Raw genomic sequence first — 24,927 nt, 5'->3', positions numbered from 1 at the left:
AAGGAGCCCGCGATGAGCGACATGATCACGGCGGACCTGGTCGACCTCGACCTGTCCGCCGACACCAAGGAAGCGGCGGCGCGAGCCCTCGCCGAGCGCATGGTGGCCCTGGGCCGGGTGACCGACCTGGACGGCTTCCTCGCCGACGTGGCAGCCCGCGAGGCCCAGATGCCGACCGGCCTCGACGGCGGCATCGGCATCCCGCACTGCCGCAGCGCGCACGTCACCGAGCCGACGCTCGCCTTCGGACGCAGCGCCTCCGGCATCGACTTCGGCGCTGCGGACGGCCCCGCCGACCTGATCTTCCTGATCGCCGCGCCGGCCGGTGCGGACGACGCCCATCTGACGATCCTGTCCTCGCTGGCCCGGCAGCTGATGAACAGCGAGTTCACCGACGCCCTGCGCGCGGTGGGCGACGCGCCGGCCGCGGCGGCCCTGATCCGCGGCGACGAGCCGGACGCACCCGCCCCGGCGGGTTCCGAAGACACCGTGGCGTCGGCGGGAGCGGCCTCTCCCGCCGCCGCCACGGTCACCGACGACGACACCGCCGCCGAAGAGCCCTCCCCGGAGCGGCCGTTCCGCATCGTCGCCGTCACCTCCTGCCCCACCGGCATCGCCCACACCTACATGGCGGCCGAGTCCCTGGAGAACGCCGGCCGCGAGGCGGGCGTGGAACTCACCGTCGAGCCCCAGGGCTCGGCCGGTTTCACCCGGCTCGACCCGCAGGTCATCGCGGCGGCCGACGCCGTGATCTTCGCCCACGACGTGCCCGTACGGGAGAAGGAGCGGTTCGCCGGCAAGGCCACCGTCGACGTCGGTGTGAAGGCGGGCATCAACCGCCCCGCCGAACTCATCGCCGAGGTCCGTGAGAAGGCCGCGCGCGGCGAGGTCACCTCCGGTTCCGCGCCGTCCTCCCCGGTGGACCGCGCGGGCGACTCCGGCGAGGGCTACGGCACCAAGCTGCGCAAGTGGCTGATGTCCGGCGTCAGTTACATGGTGCCGTTCGTCGCCGCGGGCGGTCTGCTGATCGCCCTCGGGTTCGCGATCGGCGGCTACGAGGTCGACAAGGCCCCGTCGGTGATGGACCACTTCCTGTGGACCCAGGCCGACAGCTGGGCCGCCCTGCTCTTCCAGATCGGCGGCGTCGCCTTCGGCTTCCTCGTCCCGGTCCTGGCCGGCTACATCGCCTACGGCATGGCCGACCGGCCCGGCATCGTCCCCGGGTTCGTCGGCGGCATGATCGCGTCCAACATCAACGCCGGCTTCCTCGGCGGCCTGGCGGCCGGTCTGATCGCCGGTGGCGTGGTGATGGCGATCCAGAAGGTGAACGTCCCGGCGGCGCTGCGCGGCATCATGCCGGTGGTGGTGATCCCGCTGATCTCCTCGGCGATCGTCGGGTTCCTGATGTTCGTCGTCATCGGCAAGCCCATCGCCGAGGCCCAGAAGGGCATGACCGACTGGCTGAACGGCCTGTCCGGCAGCAACGCGATCCTGCTCGGCACCCTCCTCGGCCTGATGATGTGCTTCGACCTCGGCGGCCCCGTCAACAAGGTCGCCTACACCTTCGCCACGGCCGGCATCGCGGTGGCCAGCCCCAGCGACTCGGCGATGAAGATCATGGCCGCGGTGATGGCGGCCGGCATGGTCCCGCCGCTGGCCATGGCCCTGGCGACGACCGTGCGCGGCAAGCTCTTCACCCAGACCGAGCGCGAGAACGGCAAGGCCGCCTGGGTGCTCGGCGCCTCCTTCATCTCCGAGGGCGCGATCCCGTTCGCCGCGGCCGACCCGCTGCGCGTCATCCCGGCCTCCATGGCCGGCGGCGCGGTCACCGGTGCCCTGTCGATGGCCTTCGGCGCCACCCTGCGCGCCCCGCACGGCGGCATCTTCGTGGTCCCGCTGATCGGCAACGCGTTCCTCTACCTGATCGCCATCGCCGCGGGCGTCTGCGTCACGACGGCCCTGGTGATCGTCCTCAAGGGCCTGCGCAAGCCGGTCGAGGGTGCCGCGCCGGCCTCCGGCGAGGGCGGCGCGGCCCGGGCAGCGGAGACGAAGCAGCCCGTCGCGGCGTGAAACGGCTGGAGGTTCGCCCCTTTCGAGGCGTGTGAACCGTTCATGCCACCTGCGAGATAGATCACGAAAGTCACGGCCCGGGACCGAAGTCCCGGGCCGTGGTGTCTACTGGGGCGCATGCCTGAGCACGTCTCCCGATGGCCCGAAGGCCACCCGCTCCCCGCCCTCCCGCAACAGCGGCAGACGGGCCCCCGGTCGGAGTCCGTGGAGCTGACCACCGAGGAGAGAGCCGCCTTCGCCGAGCTGGTGCGCCACCTCGGCGACAGAGACGTCTAGGGCGACAGAGACGTCTGGCAAGAGGCGGTCTGCCTCAAGACGGTTCTGCTTCAGGAGAGTTGCGAAGCCCGCCGCTCCATCGCCTCGCGCGCCGCGTCCTCGCTGGCGTACACCTCGCACATGTGCCGCCCGTCCGGCGTCGCCGTGTGCTCGACCTCCCAGAGGGAGACCTCCTCGCCGTCGCGCAGCAGGAACGCGTGCTCGTAGAGCGAGAAGCCAAGGCCCGCCCGGCCCGCCCGGCACGGGCGGCCGAAGGCCTGGGTGATCTGGTGCCCCGACGCCGTGGCCAGCAGGGCCGCCGTGTCCGCGCCCGGCCGGTCCGTGTTCTCCGCCCGGCGCAGTAAACGGCGCGCGTGGTCCGCGGAGTTCTCCGCGGCGTACGCGTGCCGGGGAGCGGGGACCGGTGACAGCTGTACCGTCACCGGCAGTTCGAAGTCCGGGGTGTCCGGCGGCAGCGGCAGCCGCAGGGTGGCGGCGCGCAGCTCCTCCTCGTCGACGTACACCTCGTGATGCGGGTCGCTGCCCGGCGCGGTGTTGTGGACGAGCTCCCAGAGCGTGAGCGCGGAACCGTCGGCGAGCAGCCACGTGTGCCGGTACGTCTCCCGGTGCAGGCCCGCGCTGTGGTGCGCGGAGTGCAGCGAACCGTCGTGCGCCAGCGCGCAGTCCAGGCGCCTTATCGTCTCGTCCGGTAGCTCGAAGGAGTTCAGGGCGCGGCCGAGGAGTCGCGCGAGGTGCTCCTCCGGAGTCTCGGGCGAGTCGTGGGGTTCGTACGCTGCCGTCTCGTACGGAACGCTCAAGGTTTCTCCCGGCGTTGCTGCATGTCACCTTGTGGGTGCATACGGTAGCCCCTCGGTCGGACATCATGTCCGGGAACCGAGAAAACGTACGTCCTGGAAAACGCGCGGGCCGCGCGAAAAGTTCCCGCGCGGCCCGGTCGGTCCGTCAAAAACCCCAGCTGAGTGGTCTTTCAGGTGGTCAGGAGGCGCTGCCCGCGACCCACTGGCTCCACGCCATGTTCCAGCCGTTGAGCCCGTTGTCCGGCGCCACCGTCTTGTCGGGGGAGTTCTTCACGATCACCACGTCCCCGACGAGGGAGTTGTCGTAGAACCACTTGGCCGGAGTGCTGCCGCCCGCGCCCTGGACGTCGGCGAGACCCACGCAGCCGTGGCTGGTGCCCTGACGGCCGAAGGGCGGGTTGCCCTTGTTGTACCAGTAGTTGCCGTGGATGAACGTGCCCGACGTCGTCAGACGCATCGCGTGCGGCACGTCCGGGATGTCGTACTCCCCGCCCAGCCCGACCGTCCGGCTGTTCATCCGGGTCTGCACGAACTTCTCGGAGATCACCATCTGCCCGTTGTACGTGGTGTGCTCCGGGCTGCCCGCCGAGATCGGGATCGACTTGACGGTCTTGCCGTCCCGCACGACCGTCATGGTCTGGGTGTTGACGTCGACCGTGGAGACCTGTGAACGGCCCACCGTGAAGGTGACCGTCTTCTTCTGCACGCCGTAGACGCCGTTCGCCCCCTCGACCCCGTCCAGGTCGATCTTCATCGTGACCTTGGAGCCGGCCTTCCAGTAGTCCTCGGGACGGAAGTCGAGCCGCTGCCCGTTGAACCAGTGCCCGACGACCTTCTGCCCGCTGCTGGAGGAGACCGTGATGTGCGACTGCACGGCCTTCCGGTCGGTGATGGCCTTGTCGAAGGTGAACGACACCGGCATGCCCACGCCGACCGTCGTGCCGTTGTCCGGCGTGTACGTCCCGATGAAGCTGTTCGACGACGTCACCGTCGTGAAGATGGAGTTGGCCGCGGCCGTCCGGCCGTCCGCGTCCTTGGCGGTCGCCGATATCTGGTACTTCGTCCCGCGCTCCAGCTGTTCCTTCGGCTTCCACACCTTGCCGTCGCCGGAGACCGAACCCGCAACGGTCTGCCCGCTGCCCGCCACGGTCATCTTCACCTCGGTCAGCTTCCCGTCGCTGACCTTCACGCCGGTCGCGTTGATGGACGCGCCGGTCGAACCGTCCTTCGCCGAGATGGCGATCTTCGCGACCGACGTCTTCGGGTCGCCCTTGCCACCCTTCCCGTCGTCCTTGGCGTTGGCGCTGCCCCCGCAGGCGGTGAGCGTCAGGGCGCCGACCATCAGGGCGGCACAGGCCCCCAGAGTGCGCCGCGCTGAAATGTTCGGCGTTGTCACGGGCTGCTCCCAGTTCGTGTGATGTTGCGTGATCCGCTCCAGTACGTGAGGGAAGAGGGGCCGGGGAGCCGGTCGGGTTCCGTCCGTTCCCCATGAGGGCCGTCACGTGACAGAACCGCGACAAATTCCGGGTCGGCTGTGAATCCGCTGTGCCCGCAGGCCTGTTCAGCCCTCCGCGTACAGCTCCCCGTACGACGGCCACGCCCCGCCCGGACCGTCCACCGGGTGCGCCGCCCGCACGGCCCGGACGATCGCGCGCGTCACCATGTCCGCGCCCGCCGCGAGGATCTCGTTCAGGGCGAGCGGGTTCGCGGCGTCCAGGGCCCGGCCGCCCGTCGCCAGCGCGAACACCGTGTCCCCGTCGTTGAGGAGATGCACCGGACGCACCGCACGGGCGATGCCGTCGTGCGCCGTGCCGGCCAGCTTCTGCGCCTGCGCCTTGGACAGGTCCGCGTCCGTGGCGACCACCGCGAGCGTCGTGTTGAGCGGGGGCGACGTGTTCCTCGCGGCCGTCTCGGCGAGGCGCCGCCGCGCCCGCGCGTGCACCTCCTCCGCCGGGTACTCCACCCGCCCCTCGAACAACTCCCCGTACAGCACCCCCGTTTCCGGATCCACCGCCGATCCCGCCGCGTTGGCCACGACCAGCGAGGCCACCGTGATCCCCGAGCCGAGCACCGTGCTCGCGCTGCCGATACCGCCCTTCACCACCCCGGCCACCGCTCCCGTGCCCGCCCCGACGCACCCCTGGGGCACCGGCGCGCCGAGCTCGCTCGCCGCGGCGGCCTCGACCGCGGCCCGGCCGGTCGCCGCGTCCGGCCGGGCCCGGAAGTCACCGCCCCGCCCCAGATCGAAGACGCAGGCGGCGGGCACCACCGGCACGACCTGCCCTGCTTCCGGCCCGACACGGATCCCGCGCCCACGCTCCTCCAGCCAGGCCATCACCCCCGACGCGGCGTCGAGCCCGTAGGCGCTGCCGCCGGTCAGCACGACCGCCTCCACCTTCCGCACCACGTTGCGCGGATCCAGCGCGTCCGTCTCCTTGGTGCCGGGCCCGCCGCCCCGCACGTCCACGGCGGCCACGGCCCCGCCCTCCGGGGCGAGCACGACCGTGGTGCCGGTGAGCCAACCGTCGCCGGTGCGCGTCGCGTGTCCCACACGCAGGCCGGTGACATCCGTCAGTGCGTCAACTGTCATGGGGCCCAGTCTCGTCCGCCGCCCGGCCCGGCGGGCGTACCGGCCGGTGGCTGCCGCGTCAGCCGGTTGACCTACACCCGGATCGGATCGCGGACCCGCTCGTGGACCGGATCGCGGACCCGCTCGTGGACCGGATCGTGGAGGCCCTCACCCGGTCCGCGTCGCCGGCCCGCTCTCCCGCGCGGTCCGGCGCGTGGCCAGGGTCTCTCCGGCCGCCACCGACAGGGCGCAGACCACTCCCGCCGCGAACACCGCCCAGTGCCCCAGGAACGTGCAGCAGATCACCAGCAGGGCCGTCGTCGGCAGCACCAGCTGCTGGGTGATGCCCCGTTTGAAGTGGCGCGAGTGCAGGGCCCACACCGTGAGCAGGTACAGGGCCGTCGGCAGCGTCACCGCGGCCGACGCCGCCAGCGTGGAGACGTGCGCCTCCCCGACCGTCTGCTCCACCGCCACCTCCAGCCCGGCCCCGATCGCCGCCGCCGAGGCGAAGACCAGGTAGTGGCCGTAGCCCCACAGGAACGCCTGGCGGTTGGTCCGCAGATGGCCGTGGATGGGCACCACGAAGTAGATCCACCACGCGGCGAAGATGACCAGCAGCCCGCCCGCCGCGATGGGGAGGAGCTCGCCCAGCGCGTCGTTCTCGTCGATGCCGGACTTCACCGCGATCGTGGCCGCCGCGATCGTCTCGCCGAGCACGATGATGGTGAACAGCCCGTACCGCTCCGCGATGTGACGGGGATGCCAGGACGTGGAGTGGTCCCTCTCCGCGAAGAGTGGCACGCACATCTCCAGCAGCGCCATCACCAGGAACCACCAGGGCCGGGCCCCCTCGGGCAGGAACAGCAGCCCCAGCCAGCCGACCTGGCACGCCAGCACGCCGCCGGCGTAACGCAGGGCCGTCGTGCGCTCCGGGCCCTCGGCGGCGCGGGCCGCCCGCAGCCACTGCGCCGCCATGGCCACCCGCATGATCGCGTACCCGAGCCAGACCACGAGGTACTCGTGGTCCTCGAACGCCCGCGAGACTCCCGCCGCGAGGACCAGCACACCGGCGATCTGCACCAGCGTGACGACCCGGTAGAGGACGTCGTCGTTGTCGTACGCCGAGGCGAACCAGGTGAAGTTCATCCACGCCCACCACAGGGCGAAGAACACCATCGCGTAGTCGAGGATGCCTTGGCCCGCGTGCCCCTCGGCGACGGAGTGCACCAGCTCGATGCCCGCCTGGGCGACGGCCACGACGAAGCACAGGTCGAAGAAGAGCTCCAGCGGCGAGGCCGTCCGGTGCGCCTCGTCGCGGCCACGGGCCCGAAGCCTGCGCAGCGCTCCCCTGCTGCCGTGCGCGCGCGAGGGGACGGGCGGGGGAGTGGGGCTGGACGTCATGCGTCCCAGCAGAGCAGAAGGCACGGGGAATTTCTCCGCGACCGTACCCTGGTTGCATGAGTACCGTCCCCGGCCCCGAGCCGCGCGAGCCGAAGCCCGCGCTGGTCTTCGACGACCCGCTCGACCAGCAGTCCTCCGACGACACCGACCGCGGCTGGGGCGAGCGCACCGATTCCGGCGGCAGTGCGGCGGACCTCAAGCGCTTCCTTGACGAGAAGCCGCCCCACCACCTCTGAAGCCGTCGCGCTACTCCCGGTCCTGCCCCGAGCCGCGCTGGGCGACCAGGGCGTCCCGGATCTCCTTCAGGACCTCCAGCTCGGTGACCTCGAGGACCTCCTGCGTGTCCTCCTTCGCCTTCCGGCGGGCCTCCTGCCGGGCGAGGTACTTCGCCATGGGCAGGACCATCAGGAAGTAGACGACCGCCGCGGTGATCACGAAGCTCAGGGCGGCACCGAGGACGGAACCCCACAGGATCTGGATGCCCTGCTCGCCCTCGCAGGTCGAGCTCAGGCATGAGCTGTAGTGGTCGAGGTTCTTGGTACCGATGGCGCCGACGACCGGGTTGATGATCCCCTTCACCACGGCGTTGACGATGTTGGTGAAGGCGGCACCGATCACCACCGCCACCGCCAGATCGACGACGTTCCCGCGCATCAGGAAGGCCCGGAAGCCCTCCAAGACACTCGGCTCCTTCTTCTCGCTCACCTGGGGGCCTCTCATCGTACGAGCAGCTTGTAGAGCAGCTTGTGGAACAAAACGCTCCGCAACCTACGTCACCGTTGGGCCGAACCGGGCAACCAGGTCCCTTGAACGAGGGCCTTGACGAGATCATGCACGCAATCACCACAGGGTCACCGCCAGCCGTCCGGTGGCACTCGCGCCGGCCAGCCGGGCGGCGGTGGCCCGCGGCACCGACAGCACGACCAGCGCCCCGCTGTCCCCCGCGCCCTCCACCGGCTCCGGCACCTTCGTCACCCTGGCCCCGCGCGCGACCACCCGGGCGTCCCCGCCCGGCACCGCCCCCTCGGCGGCGATGACGTCGACCCGGTCGCCGGGCCGCAGCAGCCGTACCGTGGCCGCGTCGGCGATCCGGACCGGGGCCGTCACCGAGCCCGCGGTACGGCGCGTGTGCGCGGGATGCTCCCCGGACACCGGGGCCGTCTGCGCGGGAGGCCGCGCCCCGGGATGGCCACGGGCCCCGTCGGTCTCGCGCGGGCCCGCCGCCACGAGTGCCGTGGCGGTGACCGCGAGCCCCACGGCCACGGCCCGCCGCCGGTGCCGGACGAGCCGGCCGGACCGGTGCCCGCCGCGCACCCGTACCGGATCGAACCGCGGCACCTCACGGGTCGCGGGCACCTCCGCCCCGGGCGGGCAGGAGGCGAGCGACCAGGAGGGAGACGAGGGTACGGCCGAGGAACGAGCGAGGGACACGGAGACCACCACCTGCGACGAGGGACCGGCTTGCGCACCCCACGATGGGGCCTCGCGCCACCGCCCGCTCAGGCCTGTGGACCCACCGCCGACCTGTGGACAACTCCCTCACCCGAACGGCAACCTCCGGGTTCCCCCACGGCAAGTCGATCCCCCGGCCCCCTACGCAAGCCGCCCCCTACGCAAGCCGCCCCCTGCGCAAGCAAACCGCCCCCTGCGCCAGCAAACCGCCCCCTGCGCAAGCAAACCGCCCCCTACGGCAGCACAAACCCCGGATCCATACCACCCAGCGCACTCACACACAAACAGTCCCGCTCAGCCTCCGCGGGCAGCCCGGCCACCGCGTCGAACAGCACCCCCCGCAGCCGGTCCACATTCGCCGCGAACACCCGCAGCACCTCGTCGTGCGAGACGCCCTCGCCCGTCTCGGCGCCCGCGTCGAGGTCGGTGACCAGGGTCAGCGACGTGTAGCAGAGCTCCAGCTCCCGGGCGAGCGCCGCCTCGGGGTGGCCGGTCATGCCCACCACCGACCAGCCCTGCGCCTGGTGCCACAGCGACTCCGCACGGGTCGAGAAGCGCGGCCCCTCGACCACGACCAGCGTGCCGCCGTCCACCGGCTCCCAGTCCCGGCCGCGTGCCGCCTTCAGTGCGACGGCCCGCCCCGCGGGGCAGTAGGGGTCGGCCAGCGACACGTGCACCACGTTCGGCACGGAGCCGTCGGGCAGGGGCAGCCCGTCGAAGTAGGTGCCCGTGCGGGACTTGGTGCGGTCGACCAGCTGGTCCGGCACGAGCAGCGTGCCCGGCCCGTACTCGGGGCGCAGTCCGCCCACGGCGCACGGGGCCAGGACCTGGCGCACGCCGACCGAGCGCAGGGCCCACAGGTTGGCCCGGTAGTTGATCCGGTGCGGCGGCAGGTGGTGGCCCCGGCCGTGCCGCGGCAGGAAGGCGACCCGCCGGCCGGCGACGTCACCGAGGTAGAGGGAGTCGCTGGGCGGCCCGTACGGGGTGTCGACCTGGATCTCGGTCACGTCGTCGAGGAAGGAGTAGAACCCCGAGCCGCCGATGACGCCGATCCCGGCGCCTTCCTGGTCCGTCACGTTCGCCTTGTTCGCCATGCCCGCACCCTAACGGCATGCGGAAACGCCGAGGACCCCGTCGCCCGGGAGGGCGGCAGGGTCCCGTAGGAATCAGGCCTTACGCGGCGGTGGTGCTGCTGGAGGAGCTGCTGGTGCTCGATGTCGAGCTCGAGCCGGAGCTCGACGAGCCGGAGTCGGAGGACGACGAGCCCGAGGACGAGGTGCTCGACGACTTCGCGGCCGGGGAGCTGCTCGACGAGGAGCCGCGGCTGTCGTTCCGGTAGAAGCCGGAGCCCTTGAAGACGATGCCGACCGCCGAGAACACCTTCTTCAGGCGGCCCTTGCAGTCGGGGCACTCGGTGAGGGCGTCGTCGGTGAACTTCTGCACCGCCTCGAGGCCTTCGCCGCACTCGGTGCACTGGTACTGGTAGGTCGGCACTGTCTTCCTCCTGGCACTCTCACTCGATGAGTGCTAACGACGATCCATAGTGACGTATTCCGGCCGCTCAGTCCACTGCCACCGGCACGCGGTGACCCACGCCACGTGCGACGGTCCGGCCGCCCGCCCGCGCCGCCAGCCGGGAGCGCAGGGCCAGGAGGGTCGCCAGGGCCAGGACCGTGCCGCCCGTCGGCACCAGGAAACCGGCGCCCGACCAGAAGCGGTCCTCCAGCTGTCCGGCGACGGTGACGGCGGCGGCCTGGCCGAGCGCCACCGCTCCGGTCAGCCAGGTGAAGGCCTCGGTGCGGGCACCGGCCGGGACCAGGCTGTCGACCAAGGTGTAGCCGGTGATCAGGGCGGGCGCGATGCACATGCCGACCAGCAGACCCAGGCCGGCGAGGACCGGCACGGAGTGGGCGGCCCACAGGCCGGACGCGGCCAGGGCGAGCGCCGCGTAGCCGATGACCAGGCGCCGCTGCGGGGCCGCCTTCCAGGCGATCGCGCCGCAGACCACGCCGGAGAGCATGTTGCCCGCGGCGAAGACGCCGTAGAGGACGCCGTTCAGGCCCGGTTCGCCGATCGACTCGGTGAACGCGGCCAGGGAGACCTGCATGCCGCCGAAGACCGTGCCGATGCCCAGGAAGGTCACGATCAGTACCCGCACCCCGGGGACGCGCAGCGCCGAAGCGTGCTCCACGCGCGCGTGCCCGCCGGTGGCGACGGAGGGCTGCGTGCCCTTCTGCGCGGCGAACAGCAGGCCTCCGACCAGGGTCAGCGTGGCTTCCGTGACCAGTCCGGCGGCCGGGTCGACGGCCGTGCACAGGGCGGTGGCCAGCAGCGGTCCGACCACGAAGGTCAGTTCGTCCGTGACGGACTCGAAGGCCGCCGCGGTGGTCATCAGCGGCGAGTCCTTGAGCTTCACGCCCCAGCGGGCCCGCACCATCGGGCCGACCTGCGGCACCGAGGCGCCGGTCGGGACGGCCGCCGCGAACACCGCCCACAGGGGAGCGTCCAGCAGCGCGAGCGCGGTCAGCGTCAGACCGGACACCGCGTGCAGCAGCACTCCGGGGACCAGCACGGCGCGCTGTCCGTAGCGGTCGGCGAGACGGCCGCTGTAGGGCGCGAACAGGGCCATGGAGACACCGGTGACGGCCGCGGCGGCGCCCGCCGCTCCGTAGGAGCCGGTGGTGTGCTGTACCAGCAGCACGATGGAGATGGTCAGCATCGCGAACGGCTGGCGTGCCGCGAAGCCGGGGAGCAGGAACGTCCAGGCGCCGCGGGTGCGCAGCAGCCGGCCGTATCCCGGGCGGGCGGAAGCCGTCGGGTTCTCCGACGCCTTCGAGGTGACCGTGGACACCACGGCCCGTGCCTTTCTGCCGCCTGGTAGCGCGGCCCCGTAGCGGGCGGCGCCGAGAGCTGTCCTCTTGCGCGGAACTGCGGTAGATGCCGGGGCCCGGTGAGGAGGGGTGTCCCGACCGCCATACGGTCGCGCCAGCTCTGCGTCAGGCAGAGTTGGTTCGATCTGGGTAACGCCTTCATCGTACAGGGATCAAGGGCTGCGCTCCTGTGAAAGTGAGCACCATGACCCTGTACGCCCTACAAATCCAAAACCGCGCAAAACGCCCTCAACGGGTCGCCCCGTCCGTGCCCAGCCAGCCGGCGAGCTTGCCGCCGTGCCCCACGGCCCGCAGTCGGCTCTCGGTCGCGTCCCGGACGGGGTCCGTGGCGACCACGAGGAGCTCGTCTCCGCGCTGCAATATCGTCGTCGGCAGCGGGACGAACGATTCACCTCCGCGCACGATGAGCGTCACGGCCGCGCCGTGCGGCAGCCGCAGCTCGGCCACCTCCACCCCGTGCATCTTGGATTCGCCGGGGATCGCCACGGACAGCAGATGGCCGCGCAGCCGCTCCAGCGGGGCGGACTCGATGCCGAGGTCGGCGGCCTCCGAACCGTCCCCCAGGTGCAGCTTGCGGCCCAGCCAGGGCAGCGTCGGGCCCTGGACCAGGGTGTAGACGACGACCAGCACGAAGACGATGTTGAAGATCCGCCGGCTGGCGTCGACGCCCTGGACCATGGGGATGGTCGCCAGGATGATGGGCACGGCCCCGCGCAGCCCCGCCCAGGACATCAGGGCCTGCTCCTGCCACGGCACCCGGAACGGCGACAGGCAGAGCACCACGCTGAGCGGTCGCGCCACCATGGTCAGCACCAGCCCGATGACCAGCGCGGGCACGATGTCGTCGCCCAGCTCGTGCGGCGTGACCAGCAGGCCGAGCAGGACGAACATGCCGATCTGGGCCATCCAGCCGAGTCCGTCGGCGAACCCGCGGGTGGCCGGCCAGTGCGGCAGTCGCGCGTTGCCCATCACCATCGCGGCGAGGTACACCGCGAGGAAGCCGCTGCCGTGGGCCAGCGCGCCCGCCGCGTACGCCACCACGGCGATCGCCATGACGGCGATCGGGTAGAGGCCGGACGCGGGCAGCGCCACGTGCCTGAGCCCCCAGGAGCCCAGCCAGCCCACCGCGAGACCGATGGCCGCGCCGATGGCCAGCTCCAGCAGGATCACGCCCAGCAGCGAGTACCAGTGCTCGACCGGCCCTGCCGTGGACAGGGACACCACGAGGATGACCACCGGGGCGTCGTTGAAGCCCGACTCCGCCTCCAGCGTGCCCGTCACGCGCGCGGGCAGGGGGATCTTGCGCAGCACGGAGAACACGGCCGCCGCGTCCGTCGAGGAGACGACCGCCCCGATGATGAGCGCCTGCCGCCACTCCAGCCCGATCAGATAGTGCGCGGCCGAAGCCGTCACCCCGACGCTCACCGCGACACCGGCCAGCGCCAGTGCCGTGGCGGCGGGCAGGGCCGGTTTGATCTCCTTCCACTTCGTGCCCAGACCACCCTCGGCCAGGATCACGACCAGGGCCGCGTATCCGATGACCTGGGTCAGTTCGGCGTTGTCGAAGTGGATGTCGCCCACGCCGTCCTGGCCCATGGCGACGCCGATCCCCAGGTACACGAGCAGGCTGGGGAGCCCGCTGCGCGAGGAGATCCGTACCGCTGCGACGGCAACGAGCAGGACGAGCGAGCAGACGAGCAGGAGCTGGTTGAGGTGGTGAACAGTCAGCGGCTGAATCCTTCCCTGGCCCGCACGCACGCGCGCGTGGGCTCACGTACATCGCACATGAAGCTGTGGCGCACCGCGCCAACTACTTCGTTACCTTACCTAACTCTTGACGATTTCTTGACACTTCTTGAGGCAAGATCGAACGTCCGTCCGTGCCGGTTCCCGACTCCGCGTCAAGGGGCGCAAGGCCCTGCGCCTATCGTTGCTCCAGCGCTCAGTTAAAAGCACAGCCGAACCTGCCGCTCGCGTTAGGACAGCAAGGACAGCGATGCCCCCCAACACCACCGCCTCCACGGGTCAGCAGCCCGGCAAGTCCGGCAGGAGAAAGGGGCGCAAAGCCCGACTTATCGTGCTCGTCCTGGTGCTGGCCCTCGTCGGGGGCGTGGCCTATGGGTCGTACTGGTCCATCAGTACCGTCCGGGCCTCCTTCCCGCAGACCAAGGGCACCCTCACACTGAAGGGCCTCTCGGGCCCCGTCGAGGTCAAGCGCGACCATTACGGCATCCCGCAGATCTACGCCTCCTCCGACGCGGACCTGTTCATGGCGCAGGGCTACGTCCAGGCGCAGGACCGGTTCTACGAGATGGACGTCCGTCGCCACATGGCCGCCGGACGGCTGTCGGAGATGTTCGGCAAGAGCCAGGTCGACAACGACGAGTTCCTGCGCACCCTCGGCTGGGACCGGGTCGCCAAGCAGGAGTACGACACCAAGCTGTCGGCCACCACGAAGAAGTACCTCCAGGCCTACGCCGAGGGAGTCAACTCCTACCTCCAGGGCAAGGACGGCGAGGACATCTCCCTGGAGTACGCGGCGCTGGGCTTCACCAACGACTACATGCCGCAGAAGTGGACCCCGGTCGACTCGATCTCCTGGCTGAAGGCGATGGCCTGGGACCTGCGCGGCAACATGCAGGACGAGATCGACCGCGCCCTGCTCACCAGCCGCCTCGGCCCGAAGCAGATCGCCGACCTGTACCCGCAGTACCCGTACGGCCGGAACAAGGCGATCGTCCAGGAGGGCCAGTACGACGAGCTGACGGGGGCGTTCGAGCAGGGCGGCACGTCCGGCACGAGCGGTACGTCCGGCGCGAACGGCACCGGCGGCACCGCGGGAGCCTCCGCCGGAACCGCGGGCACCCAGGGCACCGGCTCGGGCACGGCCTCCGGCGCGGGCGGCACCGCCTCCGGCGCCTCGGGCACCGCAGGCCTGGACAGCCAGCTCGGCGGCCTCACCAACGTCCTGGACGACCTCCCTCCGGCCGTCGGCGTGAACGGCGACGGCATCGGCTCCAACTCCTGGGTCGTCGGCGGGGAGCACACCATCACCGGCAAGCCGCTGCTGGCCAACGACCCGCACCTGTCGCCCTCCCTGCCGTCCGTCTGGTACCAGATGGGCCTGCACTGCCGCAGCGTCTCCGGCGCGTGCCAGTACGACGTCAGCGGCTACACCTTCGCCGGCATGCCGGGCGTGATAATCGGCCATAACCAGAACATCTCCTGGGGCATGACCAACTCCGGCGTGGACGTCACGGACCTCTACCTGGAGAAGATCACCGGCAACGGCTACCTCTACGACGGCAAGGTCAAGCCCTTCGAGACCCGCGAGGAGACCATCAAGGTCGCCGGCGGCTCGCCGAAGAAGATCGTCGTCCGCGAGACCAACAACGGGCCCCTGCTGTCCGACCGCGACGAGGAGCTCGTCAAGGTCGGCAGGAAGGCCACCGTCGACACCGCCGCACCCGACAGAGGCGACGGCTACGGCGTGGCGCTGCGCTGGACCGCCCTGCAGCCCGGCACCACCATGGACGCCGTCTTCGCCATGAACAAGGCGAAGAACTGGACCGACTTCCGCAAGGCCGCCGCGCAGTTCGAGGTGCCCTCGCAGAACCTGATCTACGCCGACACCGAGAACCACATCGGCTACACGCTGCCGGGGAAGATCCCGCTGCGCCAGAAGGGCGACGACGGCTCCATCCCGGCGCCGGGCTGGGACCCGAAGTACCGCTGGAGCGGCTACATCCCGCAGGACGCGCTGCCCTACGAGTACGACCCGGAGCGCGGCTACATCGTCACCGCCAACCAGGCCGTGATCGACCCGGGCAAGTACCCTTACACGCTCACCGCGGACTGGGGCTACGGCGCGCGCAGCCAGCGGATCACCGACCTGATCCAGTCGAAGATCAAGGACGGCGGCAAGATCTCCACGGACGACATGCGCCAGATGCAGCTGGACAACAGCAGCGAGATCGCCCGGCTGCTGGTGCCCACGCTGCTGAAGATCGACCCCGGGAACAAGGACGTCCGCGAGGCGCAGAAGCTCCTGGAGGGCTGGGACTACACCCAGGACGCCGACTCCGCGGCGGCGGCCTACTTCAACGCGGTGTGGCGCAACGTCCTCAAGCTCGCCTTCGGCAACAAGCTGCCCAAGGAGCTGCGGCCCAAGGGCCAGTGCCTGTGGGTCGATCCGGTCAACACCACCGGCCCGGCCGACGAGGCCCGGAAGGTCCGCGAGTGCGGCCAGCGCGACCCCGACCAGGCGCAGCCGGACGGCGGCGACCGCTGGTTCGAGGTGGTGCGCAAGCTCATGAACCAGCCGGACAGCGACTGGTGGACGACCCCCGAGGTGCGCACCCGTCCCGCCGCCCACAACCGCGACCAGCTGTTCAAGCGGGCCATGATCGACGCCCGCTGGGAGCTGACCGCCAAGCTCGGCAAGGACATCGACTCCTGGAGCTGGGGCCGGCTGCACCGCCTGTTCCTGAAGAACCAGACCCTCGGCACCGCGGGCCCCGGTTTCCTCCAGTACGCCCTCAACCGCGGCCCATGGGAGCTCGGCGGCGGCGAGGCCACGGTCAACGCGACCGGCTGGAACGCGGCCGGCGGCTACGGGGTGGTGTGGGTGCCGTCCATGCGGATGGTGGTGAACCTCGGCGACCTCGACAAGTCGAAGTGGATCAACCTCACCGGCGCCTCCGGGCACGCCTACAACGCGCACTACGTCGACCAGACCGACAAGTGGGCCGCCGGCGAACTGCTGGACTGGTCCTTCTCGGACCAGGCGGTCGAGAAGAGCACGGCCGACAAGCTGGTGCTGAGACCGTGAACCGGTGAACGAAGGGCCCTCCACGCGTACGGGTGGAGGGCCCTTCGGCGTCAGGACCCCGGCCGGAAGCGTCGCACCCCCGCCGGTGTCACCACCGCGTCCACCGGCCGGTCGTGCGGCTCGGCGGGGACGCGCCCGACGACCTCGGAGTCGTACAGCAGCACCACCAGGGCGGGATACGCCCCCGCCCGCTCCAGCCGTGCCAGGACCCGGTCGTAGGAGCCGCCGCCCCGGCCGAGCCGCATCCCGCGCGCGTCCACCGCGAGGCCGGGCAGCAGCACGGCGTCGGCGGTGGTCACGCCGTCGGGTCCGAGGCGCTCGCCGGCGGGTTCGAAGAGGGCCATCCTGCTGCCGTGTTGCACCCGCGCCAGGGAGCCCTCGCCCTCGTACGGGCCCCAGTCCAGGTCGTTGTCGGGCAGCAGGGCCGGCAGCAGCACGCGCACGCCCCGGGCGCGCAGCGCGTCCAGGAGCGCGAGCGTCCCGGGTTCGCTCCCCACCGAGACGTACGCGGCCACCGTCCCGGCCCGCGCCAACTCGGGCAGCTCCAGCGCCCGCCCGGCCAGCGCTGCCGACGTTTCCCGCAGGTCATCCGCCGTCAACCTGTTCCTCACCGCGAGGATCTCGCGCCGCAAACTCCGCTTGTCAGGCTCGCCCGGACGTGCGATAGGCCTCAATGGTTGCTCCCGAACTATGGCAATACGCTCATATGAGCGCCTATGAACCGGAGCCGCAGATTCCATCCAAAGGCACCGGATAGGGTGGCCGACATGACTCAGTTGCACCCTCGGATCAGCAAGGCTGTCATTCCCGCAGCAGGCCTCGGCACCCGGTTCCTGCCGGCCACCAAAGCCACTCCCAAGGAGATGCTGCCGGTCGTGGACAAGCCCGCGATCCAGTACGTGGTCGAGGAGGCCGTCGCCGCGGGTCTCGACGACGTCCTCATGGTGACGGGCCGCAACAAGCGCCCCCTGGAGGACCACTTCGACCGCAACTACGAGCTGGAGTCGGCCCTCCAGAAGAAGGGCGACGCCAGCCGTCTCGCCAAGGTGCAGGAGTCCAGTGACCTCGCGACCATGCACTACGTCCGCCAGGGCGACCCCAAGGGCCTCGGCCACGCCGTCCTGTGCGCCGCCCCGCACGTGGGTGACGAGCCCTTCGCCGTCCTCCTCGGCGACGACCTGATCGACCCCCGCGACCCCCTGCTGCAGCGCATGGTCGAGGTCCAGGAGCAGCGCGGCGGCAGCGTCATCGCGCTCATGGAGGTCGCCCCGGAGCAGATCCACCTCTACGGCTGCGCGGCCGTGGAGACCACCGAGGACAGCGACGTCGTCCAGATCAGCGGCCTGGTCGAGAAGCCCGACCCGGCCGACGCCCCGTCCAACTACGCCATCATCGGCCGCTACGTCCTCGACCCGCACATCTTCGAGATACTGCGCCGGACCGAGCCCGGCCGCGGCGGCGAGATCCAGCTCACCGACGCCCTCCAGCAGCTCGCCGAGACGTATACATCAGCGGCTACCGCCGAGGAGAAGACCGGCGGCCCCGTGCACGGCGTCGTCTTCAAGGGCCGCCGCTATGACACCGGCGACCGCGGCGACTACCTGCGTGCCATTGTCCGACTCGCATGCGAACGTGAAGACCTGGGCCCGGACTTCCGGACCTGGCTTCGCAGTTACGTAGCCGAGGAGATGTAGTCCGTTGAGCAGCGCCGCGCCCCACGTCACCGGCCAGGACCACTTCGGCCCCGACCACCTGTGGTCGGTGGACGAACACCTGGAGGACATCCTCGCCACCGTCCGGCCCCTGGAGCCGATCGAGCTGCACCTGCTCGACGCCCAGGGCTGTGTCCTCGTCGAGGACATCACGGTGCCGGTGTCCCTGCCGCCCTTCGACAACAGCTCGATGGACGGCTACGCGGTACGGGTCGCGGACATCGCGGGCGCGAGCGAGGAGTTCCCGGCGGCCCTGGAGGTCGTCGGGGACGTCGCCGCGGGCCAGGCCGAACTGCTGCACGTGGGCCCCGGCCAGGCCGCCCGCATCATGACCGGCGCCCCACTGCCGCCGGGCGCCGAGACGGTCGTGCCCGTCGAGTGGACCGACGGCGGGCTCGGCGAGGGCCCGGTGCGCGGCATGCGCGCCCGCAGCCTCGGCCCCGAGGGCGCCACCGGGCACGTGCACGTGTACCGCCCGGCCGAGGCCCGCGCGCACGTGCGTGCCAAGGGCAGCGACGTGAAAGCCGGCGACCGCGCCCTGGAGGCCGGCACCGTCCTCGGGCCGCCCCAGATCGCCCTGCTCGCCGCGATCGGCCGCGGCACCGTCCGGGTCCGCCCGCGCCCGCGCGTGGTGGTGCTCTCCACCGGCAGCGAACTCGTCCAGCCCGACACGGAACTGGGCACCGGTCAGATCTACGACTCCAACAGCTTCGCCCTCACCGCCGCCGCCCGCGACGCCGGCGCCATCGCCTACCGCGTGGGCGCCGTCGCCGACGACGCCGAGACCCTGCGCTCCACCATCGAGGACCAGCTGGTCCGCGCCGATCTGATGGTCACCACGGGCGGCGTGAGCGTCGGCGCGTACGACGTGGTCAAGGAGGCGCTGTCGCACGTCGGCGACGAGGACGAGCCCGGCAGCGGCATCGACTTCCGCAAGCTCGCCATGCAGCCCGGCAAGCCCCAGGGCTTCGGCTCCATCGGCCCCGACCACACCCCGCTGCTGGCCCTGCCCGGCAACCCGGTGTCGTCGTACGTCTCCTTCGAACTCTTCGTCCGCCCCGCGATCCGCACCCTCATGGGCCTGGAGGACGTCCACCGCCCCACGACCCGGGCGACCCTGGCCGCGGAGAAGGCGCTGACCTCACCGAAGGGCCGCCGCCAGTTCCTGCGCGCCACCTACGCCGACGGCGAGGTCACCCCGGTCGGCGGCGCCGGATCCCACCTGGTCGCCGCCCTCGCCCACGCGGACGCCCTGATCGCCGTCCCCGAGGACACCGAGTCCGTCGAGCCGGGCACCGAGGTCGAGGTGGTCCTGCTCGGCGGATAGCCGCTGGTTGGGGGTACCGTGTCGCGCACAACAGGCCCTGCGCCGCACCGCGACGGGCCCGGACCGGGAGCGCCACACAGCATGAGCACGCAGGACCCACCCCCGCAGGACGGCCCCACCCAGGACCGGCTGACGCACATCGACGCGGCGGGCGCCGCCCGCATGGTCGACGTGTCGGAGAAGGACGTGACCGCGCGCACCGCCCGCGCCAGCGGACGTGTCCTCGTCTCGCCCCGCGTGATCGAGCTGCTGCGCGGCGAGGGCGTCCCCAAGGGCGACGCCCTCGCGACCGCGCGGATCGCCGGGATCATGGGCGCCAAACGCACCCCCGATCTGATCCCGCTCTGTCACCCGTTGTCGGTGTCCGGTGTGAAACTGGACCTGTCGGTCGCGGACGACGCCGTGGAGATCCTCGCCACCGTGAAGACGACGGACCGCACGGGTGTCGAGATGGAGGCCCTCACCGCGGTCTCCGTCGCCGCGCTCACCGTGATCGACATGGTCAAGGCGGTCGACAAGGGAGCGGTCATCACGGACGTACGGGTGGAGGAGAAGACGGGCGGCAAGTCGGGCGACTGGAGCCGGGCATGACGTATCGCGCTCTGGTGATCACGGCTTCCAACCGGGCCGCCGCCGGGATCTACGAGGACAAGGGCGGCCCGATGGTCTCCGACGGCCTGAAACGCTTCGGCTTCCAGGTCGACGGCCCCCAGGTCGTCCCCGACGGCGACCCGGTCGAGGCGGCCCTGCGCGCCGGTGTCGACGCCGGCTACGACGTCATCGTCACCACCGGCGGCACCGGCATCTCGCCCACCGACCGCACCCCCGAGGCGACCCGCCGCGTCATCGACCACGAGGTGCCGGGCATCGCCGAGGCCATCCGGGCGTTCGGCCGGGAGAAGGTGCCGACCGCGGCCCTCTCGCGGGGCCTGGCCGGAGTGGCGGGCGGCACGCTGATCGTCAACCTGCCCGGCTCCAGCGGCGGTGTGAAGGACGGCCTCGCCGTCCTGGAGCCGTTGCTCGTCCACGCCGTCGATCAGCTCCGGGGCGGCGACCACCCCAGACCCGGTAGCGGGGGTGCGAGCTGAACAGCCCCTCCTGGCCCGTGGAGCTGGTGGACGGCGACATCGTCCTTCGGCCGATAAAGCTGCGCGACCAGCGGGCATGGCGCGAGGTCAACCGGCGCAACCGCGACTGGCTGCGCCCCTGGGAGGCGACGATCCCGCCCCCCACGCCCGGCGGACCGATGACGCACCGCCCGACCTTTCGCCAGATGGTCCGCCATCTGCGGTCGGAGGCGAACGCGGGCCGGATGCTGCCCTTCGTCATCGAGTACCAGGGGCGGCTGGTCGGGCAGTTGACGGTCGCCGGGATCACCTGGGGCTCGATGTGCTCGGGCCACGTCGGCTACTGGGTGGACGAGGCGGTGGCCGGCCGCGGCGTGATGCCGACGGCGGTGGCGCTCGTCACCGACCACTGTTTCCGCACCGTCGGACTGCACCGCATCGAGGTCTGCATTCGCCCCGAGAACGGGCCCAGCCGCCGGGTCGTGGAGAAACTCGGATTCCGCGAGGAGGGGCTGCGGCCGCGTTATCTCCACATCGACGGGGCCTGGCGCGACCATCTCGTCTTCGCCCTCACCGCGGAAGAGGTGCCGGACGGGCTGCTGAGGCGCTGGCAGCGGGCACGATCGCAGAGTAATCCGGGAATGCGGCACCACCCCGGAAATTGAATAAGTGTTCGAAAATGATCGGCCGGTGACCATCTCGGGGCAATGAATTCCCGGCCTGGGCGGTCTGCTGATCGCATCGATCACAAGAAAAGTTCGAAATATCAGCCAGATCGTGCGACACACCGGCTCAATTGGCAGATGGCCTCACGCAAACCCCTCTACGGTGTGAGGCGTGAGCAGCAGCGGCCTCATCTACGCAGTCATTGTCGGGGCCTGGGCCGCCTACTTGGTGCCGATGTGGCTCCGTAGGCAGGACGAGCTGAACGAGGCCCGTCCGACGGAACGCTTCAGCACCGCCATCCGGCTGCTGTCCGGACGGGCGGGGATGGAGCGCCGGTACGCCAAGGACCTGCGGGCGCGCTCCACCGACGAGGGGGAGCAGGACGCCGACGACCCGGACGCCGTCACCGACTCGGTGGACGTCCGGGCCTTCGCCGTGTCCAAGACCCGTCCCCAGACCCAGGCACCCGTACCCTCGCCCGGCCCGGAACAGCCGGCCCGCCCGTCGGCCCCCGAACCCCCGGCCCGCCAGTCGCCCGCACCGCACGCGGCGACGCCCGGGCGCCCACGGGAACGGGTCCCCGCCGCCCGGCGCAACGCCTCGGCAGCGGCGAACCAGGCGGCCGCGGCACGAGCCCGGCGCTCAAAGGTGCTCGCGCGCCGCCGGCGCACCACCACCATGTTGTTCCTCGCCTTCACCCTCGGCGCGATCGTCGCCGCGGTCGGAGGGCTCGCCTTCCTGTGGGCGCCCGGCGTGCCCGCGGTCATGCTCAGCGTCTACATCGCGTACCTGCGCTCCCAGGAGCGCCGCCGCTTCGCCTACCAGATGGACCGCCGCATGGCCGAGGCCGCGGCCCAGCGCCTGCGGGAGCGGCAGCGCCAGCCCCGCCGGCGCACCCTCGCCGACGAGGAGAGCGACGAACCGGAGGAGGGACCCGAGCCGGTGACCGACCCCGGCCTGTCGGCCCTCGCGGCGGACCGCCGCGCCCTCGTCGAGCAGACCGACCACGCGGAGTGGGTCGACCAGCAGCGCGAGCGGCAGCGGCGGCCCGGGCAGGGCGGCGACAGCTGGGAGCCGGTGCCGGTGCCCCTGCCGACGTACGTGACCGCCCCGGTCGCCCCGCGGGCCACCAGTGACGTGGATCTCGGCGCCCCCGACACCTGGAGCTCGGCCCGGTCGAGCGCGGTCACCCCGAACGCGGAGAGCGAGTCCGCCGCCGACCACCCGGGCGAGCCACAGGCCCCCGCCCAGGACGCGGGCGACGACGACGGCGACGGACGCACCGACGCCCGCCGCGCGGCCTCCGCCCGACGAGCCCGCGAGCGCGGCCGCACCCCGCTCTTCGACCAGTACGAGGACGGGGAGCGCCCCCGGGCCGCCAACGAGTAGGCCGCGAAGCCGCAGGTGACCGCCCCTGGGGAACGGATTTCCAAGCAGGCCGATCGGGGTGCTAAAGTTTCACTCGTTGCAAGGGCCTGTGGCGCAGTCCGGTAGCGCACCTCGTTCGCATCGAGGGGGCCAGGGGTTCAAATCCCCTCAGGTCCACGCAGCTCAGAGCCCCGGTCGGGAAACCGACCGGGGCTCTGACGTGTGTTCAGCGCCACACCGTTGCCCAAGCTCGGCCAGGGCATCGTTGCCGACGCCGTAGCCGCCGTCCTGCCCGGGATGGAACCCCTCGGGCGCCGGCGCCGCCGCACCGGCGGGGCGAGAGCGGCTCGGTGACCGAGTGGTGGCGGCAGCGCGCGGAGCCGGACAAGGGCCGCGGCCGGGACGGCCGCTGAGCCCTCGTCAGCCGCCTGATCAGAGTCGCTTCGCGAAGCAGCGGCTCGCGTCGTGGAAGCGGTAGTAGCCGAACTTGGCGCACGGCTCGTAGCCGCTGGACGTGTACAGGGCTATGGCCTCCGGCTGCTCGGTGCCGGTCTCCAGGACCATGCGGACACGGCCGGCCGCGCGGGCGTCCTCCTCCAGGGCGGCCAGGATGCGCCGGGCCAGACCCCGGCCGCGCATGCCGTCGACCACGTACATGCGCTTCAGCTCGGCGTCGCCGTCGAGGTTGCCCTCGTCGTTGGTGTCCTGGGCACGCCAGCCGCCCGAGGCGACGGGGGTGCCGTGCTCGTCGTAGGCGATCAGGTAGGTGCCGTTGGGCGGGTCGAAGTCCGCGGCGGCCATGGGCGTGGCGTCGCCGTCGTCGCCGTAGCGGACGACGTACTCGGCCTGGACCTGGTCGTTCAGCTTCACGGCGTCGGGGTGGTCGAAGGAGACCCGGCGTATGTGCATGGCCGCTACCGTATTCGATCCGGAACTGGACCCCGTCCAGGGTGCCGGTATCGTGCCCGGGTGCTCACTGTTACCACTGTGAATGTGAACGGGCTGCGTGCCGCCGCGAAGAAGGGCTTCGTGGAGTGGCTGGCCGAGACCGAAGCCGATGTGCTGTGCCTGCAGGAGGTGCGTGCCGAGCCGGAGCAGCTGCCCGGGTCCGTCCGCGCGCCGGAGGGGTGGCATGTCGTGCACGCGCCGGCCGCCGCCAAGGGGCGGGCCGGGGTGTCCCTCTACAGCCGCCGCCGGCCCGACCGGGTTCAGACCGGGTTCGGCTCGGAAGAGTTCGACGGCAGCGGACGGTACGTGGAGATCGACCTGCCGGGCGTCACCGTCGCGTCCCTCTACCTGCCCTCCGGCGAGGTCGGCACCGAGCGGCAGGACGAGAAGGAACGCTTCATGGGCGAGTTCCTCGCCTACCTGGAGGGGCTGCGGGAGCGGTCCGCCGCCGAGGGGCGCGAGGTGCTCGTCTGCGGAGACTGGAACATCGCCCACCAGCAGGCCGACCTCAAGAACTGGCGCGGCAACCAGAAGAACTCCGGGTTCCTGCCGGAGGAGCGGGAGTGGCTGACCCGGGTCCTCACTCCCGAGGACGGCGGGTACGTCGACGTCGTCCGCGCGCTCCACCCGGACAGCGAGGGGCCGTACTCGTGGTGGTCGTACCGGGGGCGGGCTTTCGACAACGACAGTGGATGGAGGATCGACTACCACGTGGCCACCCCGGGGCTCGCCGAGCGGGCGGTCAAGGGGTTCGTGGAGCGGGCCGCCACGCACACGGAGCGGTGGTCGGACCACGCGCCGGTGACCGTCGTCTACGACCGTTAGGGCTTCCGCATCCTGCGGTCCAGCGCCAACGACAGTTCCGCCTCCACCACGCTGCGGGCCAGTGGGCGCAGGCGGGGCAGGTCCTCCGGGGAGGCGTGGCGGAGGACCAGGGTGGTGAAGAGTTCGGCGAGGGCGTCGGCGTGGGTGCGGACCTGTTGGGCCGCGGCGAGGACCTCCGCGAGGGGGATGCCCTCGTGGACCAGGGCGGACGAGACGTCCAGGAGGCGGCGGCTGACGTGGACGATCTCGCCGCCGTCGGTGCCGAGGTAGCCGAGTTCCATGGCGGCGGCGAGGTTCTCCGGGGTGGCCTCGCCGGCGAAGTGGTCGGCGAGTTCCTCGGGGGTGAGGTGGACCGGTTCCTCCTCGGTGGGGCCGCCGACGCCGAGCAGGTCGCCGACGTCGCGGCCGTGGTCGAAGGCCTCCGCCAGTTCCGCGATGCCGCTGAGGGTGTGGCCGCGCTCCAGCAGGGCCGAGATCGTGCGCAGCCGGGCCAGGTGCTGGTCGTCGTACCAGGCGATGCGGCCCTCGCGGCGGGGTGGCGGGATCAGTTTGCGTTCGCGGTAGAAGCGCAGGGTGCGCACCGTGATCCCGGCGAGGCGGGCCAGCTCTTCCATGCGGTATTCACGCTTCTCGGCCACCTGGGCACCTTAAGGCGTACCAGGGGTAACTTTCCTCGTCCCGCCCCCTACCCATCAGTACGCCGCTGCCCTACGCTCCCATTGCGCCA

General features: G+C 71.4%; 24 protein-coding genes and 1 tRNA gene. 12 read left to right on the top strand and 13 right to left on the bottom strand.

What is annotated here, in order from left to right; all coding sequences use genetic code 11:
* Window positions 1–12 precede the first annotated feature (12 nt).
* Window positions 13–2,070, top strand: coding sequence for a PTS fructose transporter subunit IIABC (locus RFN52_RS16640; protein WP_184847319.1), 2,058 nt, complete (start codon window positions 13–15; stop codon window positions 2,068–2,070).
* A 117-nt stretch (window positions 2,071–2,187) separates the two neighbouring features.
* Window positions 2,188–2,346 (top strand): hypothetical protein, encoded by a 159-nt coding sequence (locus RFN52_RS16635; RefSeq protein ID WP_184847317.1) that lies wholly within the window; start codon window positions 2,188–2,190, stop codon window positions 2,344–2,346.
* Between the two features lie 50 nt (window positions 2,347–2,396).
* Here RFN52_RS16635 and RFN52_RS16630 read toward each other — a convergent pair whose 3' ends face one another.
* The 4 genes from RFN52_RS16630 to RFN52_RS16615 all read right to left on the bottom strand — a co-directional run bounded on the left by RFN52_RS16630 (window position 2,397) and on the right by RFN52_RS16615 (window position 7,113).
* On the bottom strand, window positions 2,397–3,143 hold the full coding sequence (locus RFN52_RS16630; protein WP_184847315.1) for a DUF6227 family protein: 747 nt from the start codon (window positions 3,141–3,143) through the stop codon (window positions 2,397–2,399).
* A 178-nt stretch (window positions 3,144–3,321) separates the two neighbouring features.
* Entirely contained in the window at window positions 3,322–4,539 is a 1,218-nt protein-coding gene (locus RFN52_RS16625; protein WP_184847313.1) for a L,D-transpeptidase, read from the bottom strand.
* A 165-nt stretch (window positions 4,540–4,704) separates the two neighbouring features.
* The gene (locus RFN52_RS16620) at window positions 4,705–5,733 is read right to left on the bottom strand and encodes a P1 family peptidase (RefSeq protein WP_184847311.1); all 1,029 of its coding nucleotides are present in this window, start codon (window positions 5,731–5,733) and stop codon (window positions 4,705–4,707) included.
* Window positions 5,734–5,880: 147 nt separating this feature from the next.
* Entirely contained in the window at window positions 5,881–7,113 is a 1,233-nt protein-coding gene (locus RFN52_RS16615) for a low temperature requirement protein A (RefSeq protein ID WP_184847309.1), read from the bottom strand.
* A gap of 56 nt (window positions 7,114–7,169) precedes the next feature.
* Here RFN52_RS16615 and RFN52_RS16610 point away from each other — a divergent pair, with 56 nt between their 5' ends.
* Entirely contained in the window at window positions 7,170–7,349 is a 180-nt protein-coding gene (locus RFN52_RS16610) for a hypothetical protein (protein WP_030845027.1), read from the top strand.
* A 10-nt stretch (window positions 7,350–7,359) separates the two neighbouring features.
* Here the strand turns inward: RFN52_RS16610 and mscL are convergent, their stop codons facing one another.
* The 6 genes from mscL to RFN52_RS16580 form a co-directional block, all read right to left on the bottom strand.
* Entirely contained in the window at window positions 7,360–7,818 is a 459-nt protein-coding gene (gene mscL / locus RFN52_RS16605; RefSeq protein WP_184847307.1) for a large conductance mechanosensitive channel protein MscL, read from the bottom strand.
* Window positions 7,819–7,953: 135 nt separating this feature from the next.
* A complete protein-coding gene (locus RFN52_RS16600; protein ID WP_373308551.1) occupies window positions 7,954–8,544 on the bottom strand; it encodes a hypothetical protein in 591 nt (196 codons plus the stop codon).
* A gap of 254 nt (window positions 8,545–8,798) precedes the next feature.
* Window positions 8,799–9,659, bottom strand: coding sequence for an S-methyl-5'-thioadenosine phosphorylase (locus RFN52_RS16595; protein WP_184847305.1), 861 nt, complete (start codon window positions 9,657–9,659; stop codon window positions 8,799–8,801).
* Between the two features lie 79 nt (window positions 9,660–9,738).
* Window positions 9,739–10,059: an FmdB family zinc ribbon protein gene (locus tag RFN52_RS16590; protein WP_184847303.1), complete on the bottom strand. Its 321-nt coding sequence runs from the start codon at window positions 10,057–10,059 to the stop codon at window positions 9,739–9,741.
* Window positions 10,060–10,126: 67 nt separating this feature from the next.
* Window positions 10,127–11,419, bottom strand: coding sequence for an MFS transporter (locus tag RFN52_RS16585; protein ID WP_184847301.1), 1,293 nt, complete (start codon window positions 11,417–11,419; stop codon window positions 10,127–10,129).
* A gap of 265 nt (window positions 11,420–11,684) precedes the next feature.
* Window positions 11,685–13,214, bottom strand: coding sequence for a potassium/proton antiporter (locus RFN52_RS16580; protein WP_184847299.1), 1,530 nt, complete (start codon window positions 13,212–13,214; stop codon window positions 11,685–11,687).
* Between the two features lie 238 nt (window positions 13,215–13,452).
* Here RFN52_RS16580 and RFN52_RS16575 point away from each other — a divergent pair, with 238 nt between their 5' ends.
* Window positions 13,453–16,287 (top strand): penicillin acylase family protein, encoded by a 2,835-nt coding sequence (locus RFN52_RS16575; RefSeq protein ID WP_184847297.1) that lies wholly within the window; start codon window positions 13,453–13,455, stop codon window positions 16,285–16,287.
* A 50-nt stretch (window positions 16,288–16,337) separates the two neighbouring features.
* On the opposite strand, the gene RFN52_RS16570 is transcribed toward RFN52_RS16575, so the two are convergent.
* The gene (locus RFN52_RS16570) at window positions 16,338–16,886 is read right to left on the bottom strand and encodes a 5-formyltetrahydrofolate cyclo-ligase (RefSeq protein ID WP_374050160.1); all 549 of its coding nucleotides are present in this window, start codon (window positions 16,884–16,886) and stop codon (window positions 16,338–16,340) included.
* 168 nt (window positions 16,887–17,054) lie between these two features.
* On the opposite strand from RFN52_RS16570, the gene galU reads away from it, so the two are divergent.
* The 7 genes from galU to RFN52_RS16535 all read left to right on the top strand — a co-directional run bounded on the left by galU (window position 17,055) and on the right by RFN52_RS16535 (window position 22,604).
* Window positions 17,055–17,981 carry a UTP--glucose-1-phosphate uridylyltransferase GalU gene (galU, locus tag RFN52_RS16565; protein ID WP_184847293.1) on the top strand — a complete coding sequence of 309 codons (927 nt, stop codon included), beginning with the start codon at window positions 17,055–17,057 and terminating at the stop codon, window positions 17,979–17,981.
* A gap of 4 nt (window positions 17,982–17,985) precedes the next feature.
* Window positions 17,986–19,326, top strand: a complete 1,341-nt coding sequence (glp, locus tag RFN52_RS16560; protein ID WP_184847291.1) for a molybdotransferase-like divisome protein Glp — start codon at window positions 17,986–17,988, stop codon at window positions 19,324–19,326.
* Window positions 19,327–19,407: 81 nt separating this feature from the next.
* Entirely contained in the window at window positions 19,408–19,917 is a 510-nt protein-coding gene (gene moaC, locus RFN52_RS16555; protein ID WP_051814844.1) for a cyclic pyranopterin monophosphate synthase MoaC, read from the top strand.
* Window positions 19,914–20,414 carry a MogA/MoaB family molybdenum cofactor biosynthesis protein gene (locus RFN52_RS16550; RefSeq protein ID WP_184847290.1) on the top strand — a complete coding sequence of 167 codons (501 nt, stop codon included), beginning with the start codon at window positions 19,914–19,916 and terminating at the stop codon, window positions 20,412–20,414. The genes moaC and RFN52_RS16550 overlap by 4 nt, the downstream gene beginning before the upstream one ends.
* A gap of 17 nt (window positions 20,415–20,431) precedes the next feature.
* Window positions 20,432–21,058: a GNAT family N-acetyltransferase gene (locus RFN52_RS16545; RefSeq protein WP_033312126.1), complete on the top strand. Its 627-nt coding sequence runs from the start codon at window positions 20,432–20,434 to the stop codon at window positions 21,056–21,058.
* A 172-nt stretch (window positions 21,059–21,230) separates the two neighbouring features.
* The gene (gene sepX, locus RFN52_RS16540; protein WP_184847288.1) at window positions 21,231–22,448 is read left to right on the top strand and encodes a divisome protein SepX/GlpR; all 1,218 of its coding nucleotides are present in this window, start codon (window positions 21,231–21,233) and stop codon (window positions 22,446–22,448) included.
* Window positions 22,449–22,530: 82 nt separating this feature from the next.
* A tRNA-Ala gene (locus RFN52_RS16535) sits at window positions 22,531–22,604 on the top strand.
* A 255-nt stretch (window positions 22,605–22,859) separates the two neighbouring features.
* Here the strand turns inward: RFN52_RS16535 and RFN52_RS16530 are convergent.
* Window positions 22,860–23,336 (bottom strand): GNAT family N-acetyltransferase, encoded by a 477-nt coding sequence (locus tag RFN52_RS16530; protein ID WP_184847286.1) that lies wholly within the window; start codon window positions 23,334–23,336, stop codon window positions 22,860–22,862.
* A gap of 60 nt (window positions 23,337–23,396) precedes the next feature.
* Here RFN52_RS16530 and RFN52_RS16525 point away from each other — a divergent pair, with 60 nt between their 5' ends.
* Window positions 23,397–24,200 (top strand): exodeoxyribonuclease III, encoded by an 804-nt coding sequence (locus RFN52_RS16525; RefSeq protein WP_184847284.1) that lies wholly within the window; start codon window positions 23,397–23,399, stop codon window positions 24,198–24,200.
* Here RFN52_RS16525 and RFN52_RS16520 read toward each other — a convergent pair.
* Window positions 24,197–24,814, bottom strand: a complete 618-nt coding sequence (locus RFN52_RS16520) for a MerR family transcriptional regulator (RefSeq protein WP_184853913.1) — start codon at window positions 24,812–24,814, stop codon at window positions 24,197–24,199. The genes RFN52_RS16525 and RFN52_RS16520 overlap by 4 nt on opposite strands.
* Between the last annotated feature and the right edge of the window lie 113 nt (window positions 24,815–24,927).

Source organism: Streptomyces collinus, assembly GCF_031348265.1.
Lineage (GTDB): Bacteria > Actinomycetota > Actinomycetes > Streptomycetales > Streptomycetaceae > Streptomyces > Streptomyces collinus.
This window is presented reverse-complemented; position numbering and strand designations above follow the sequence as displayed.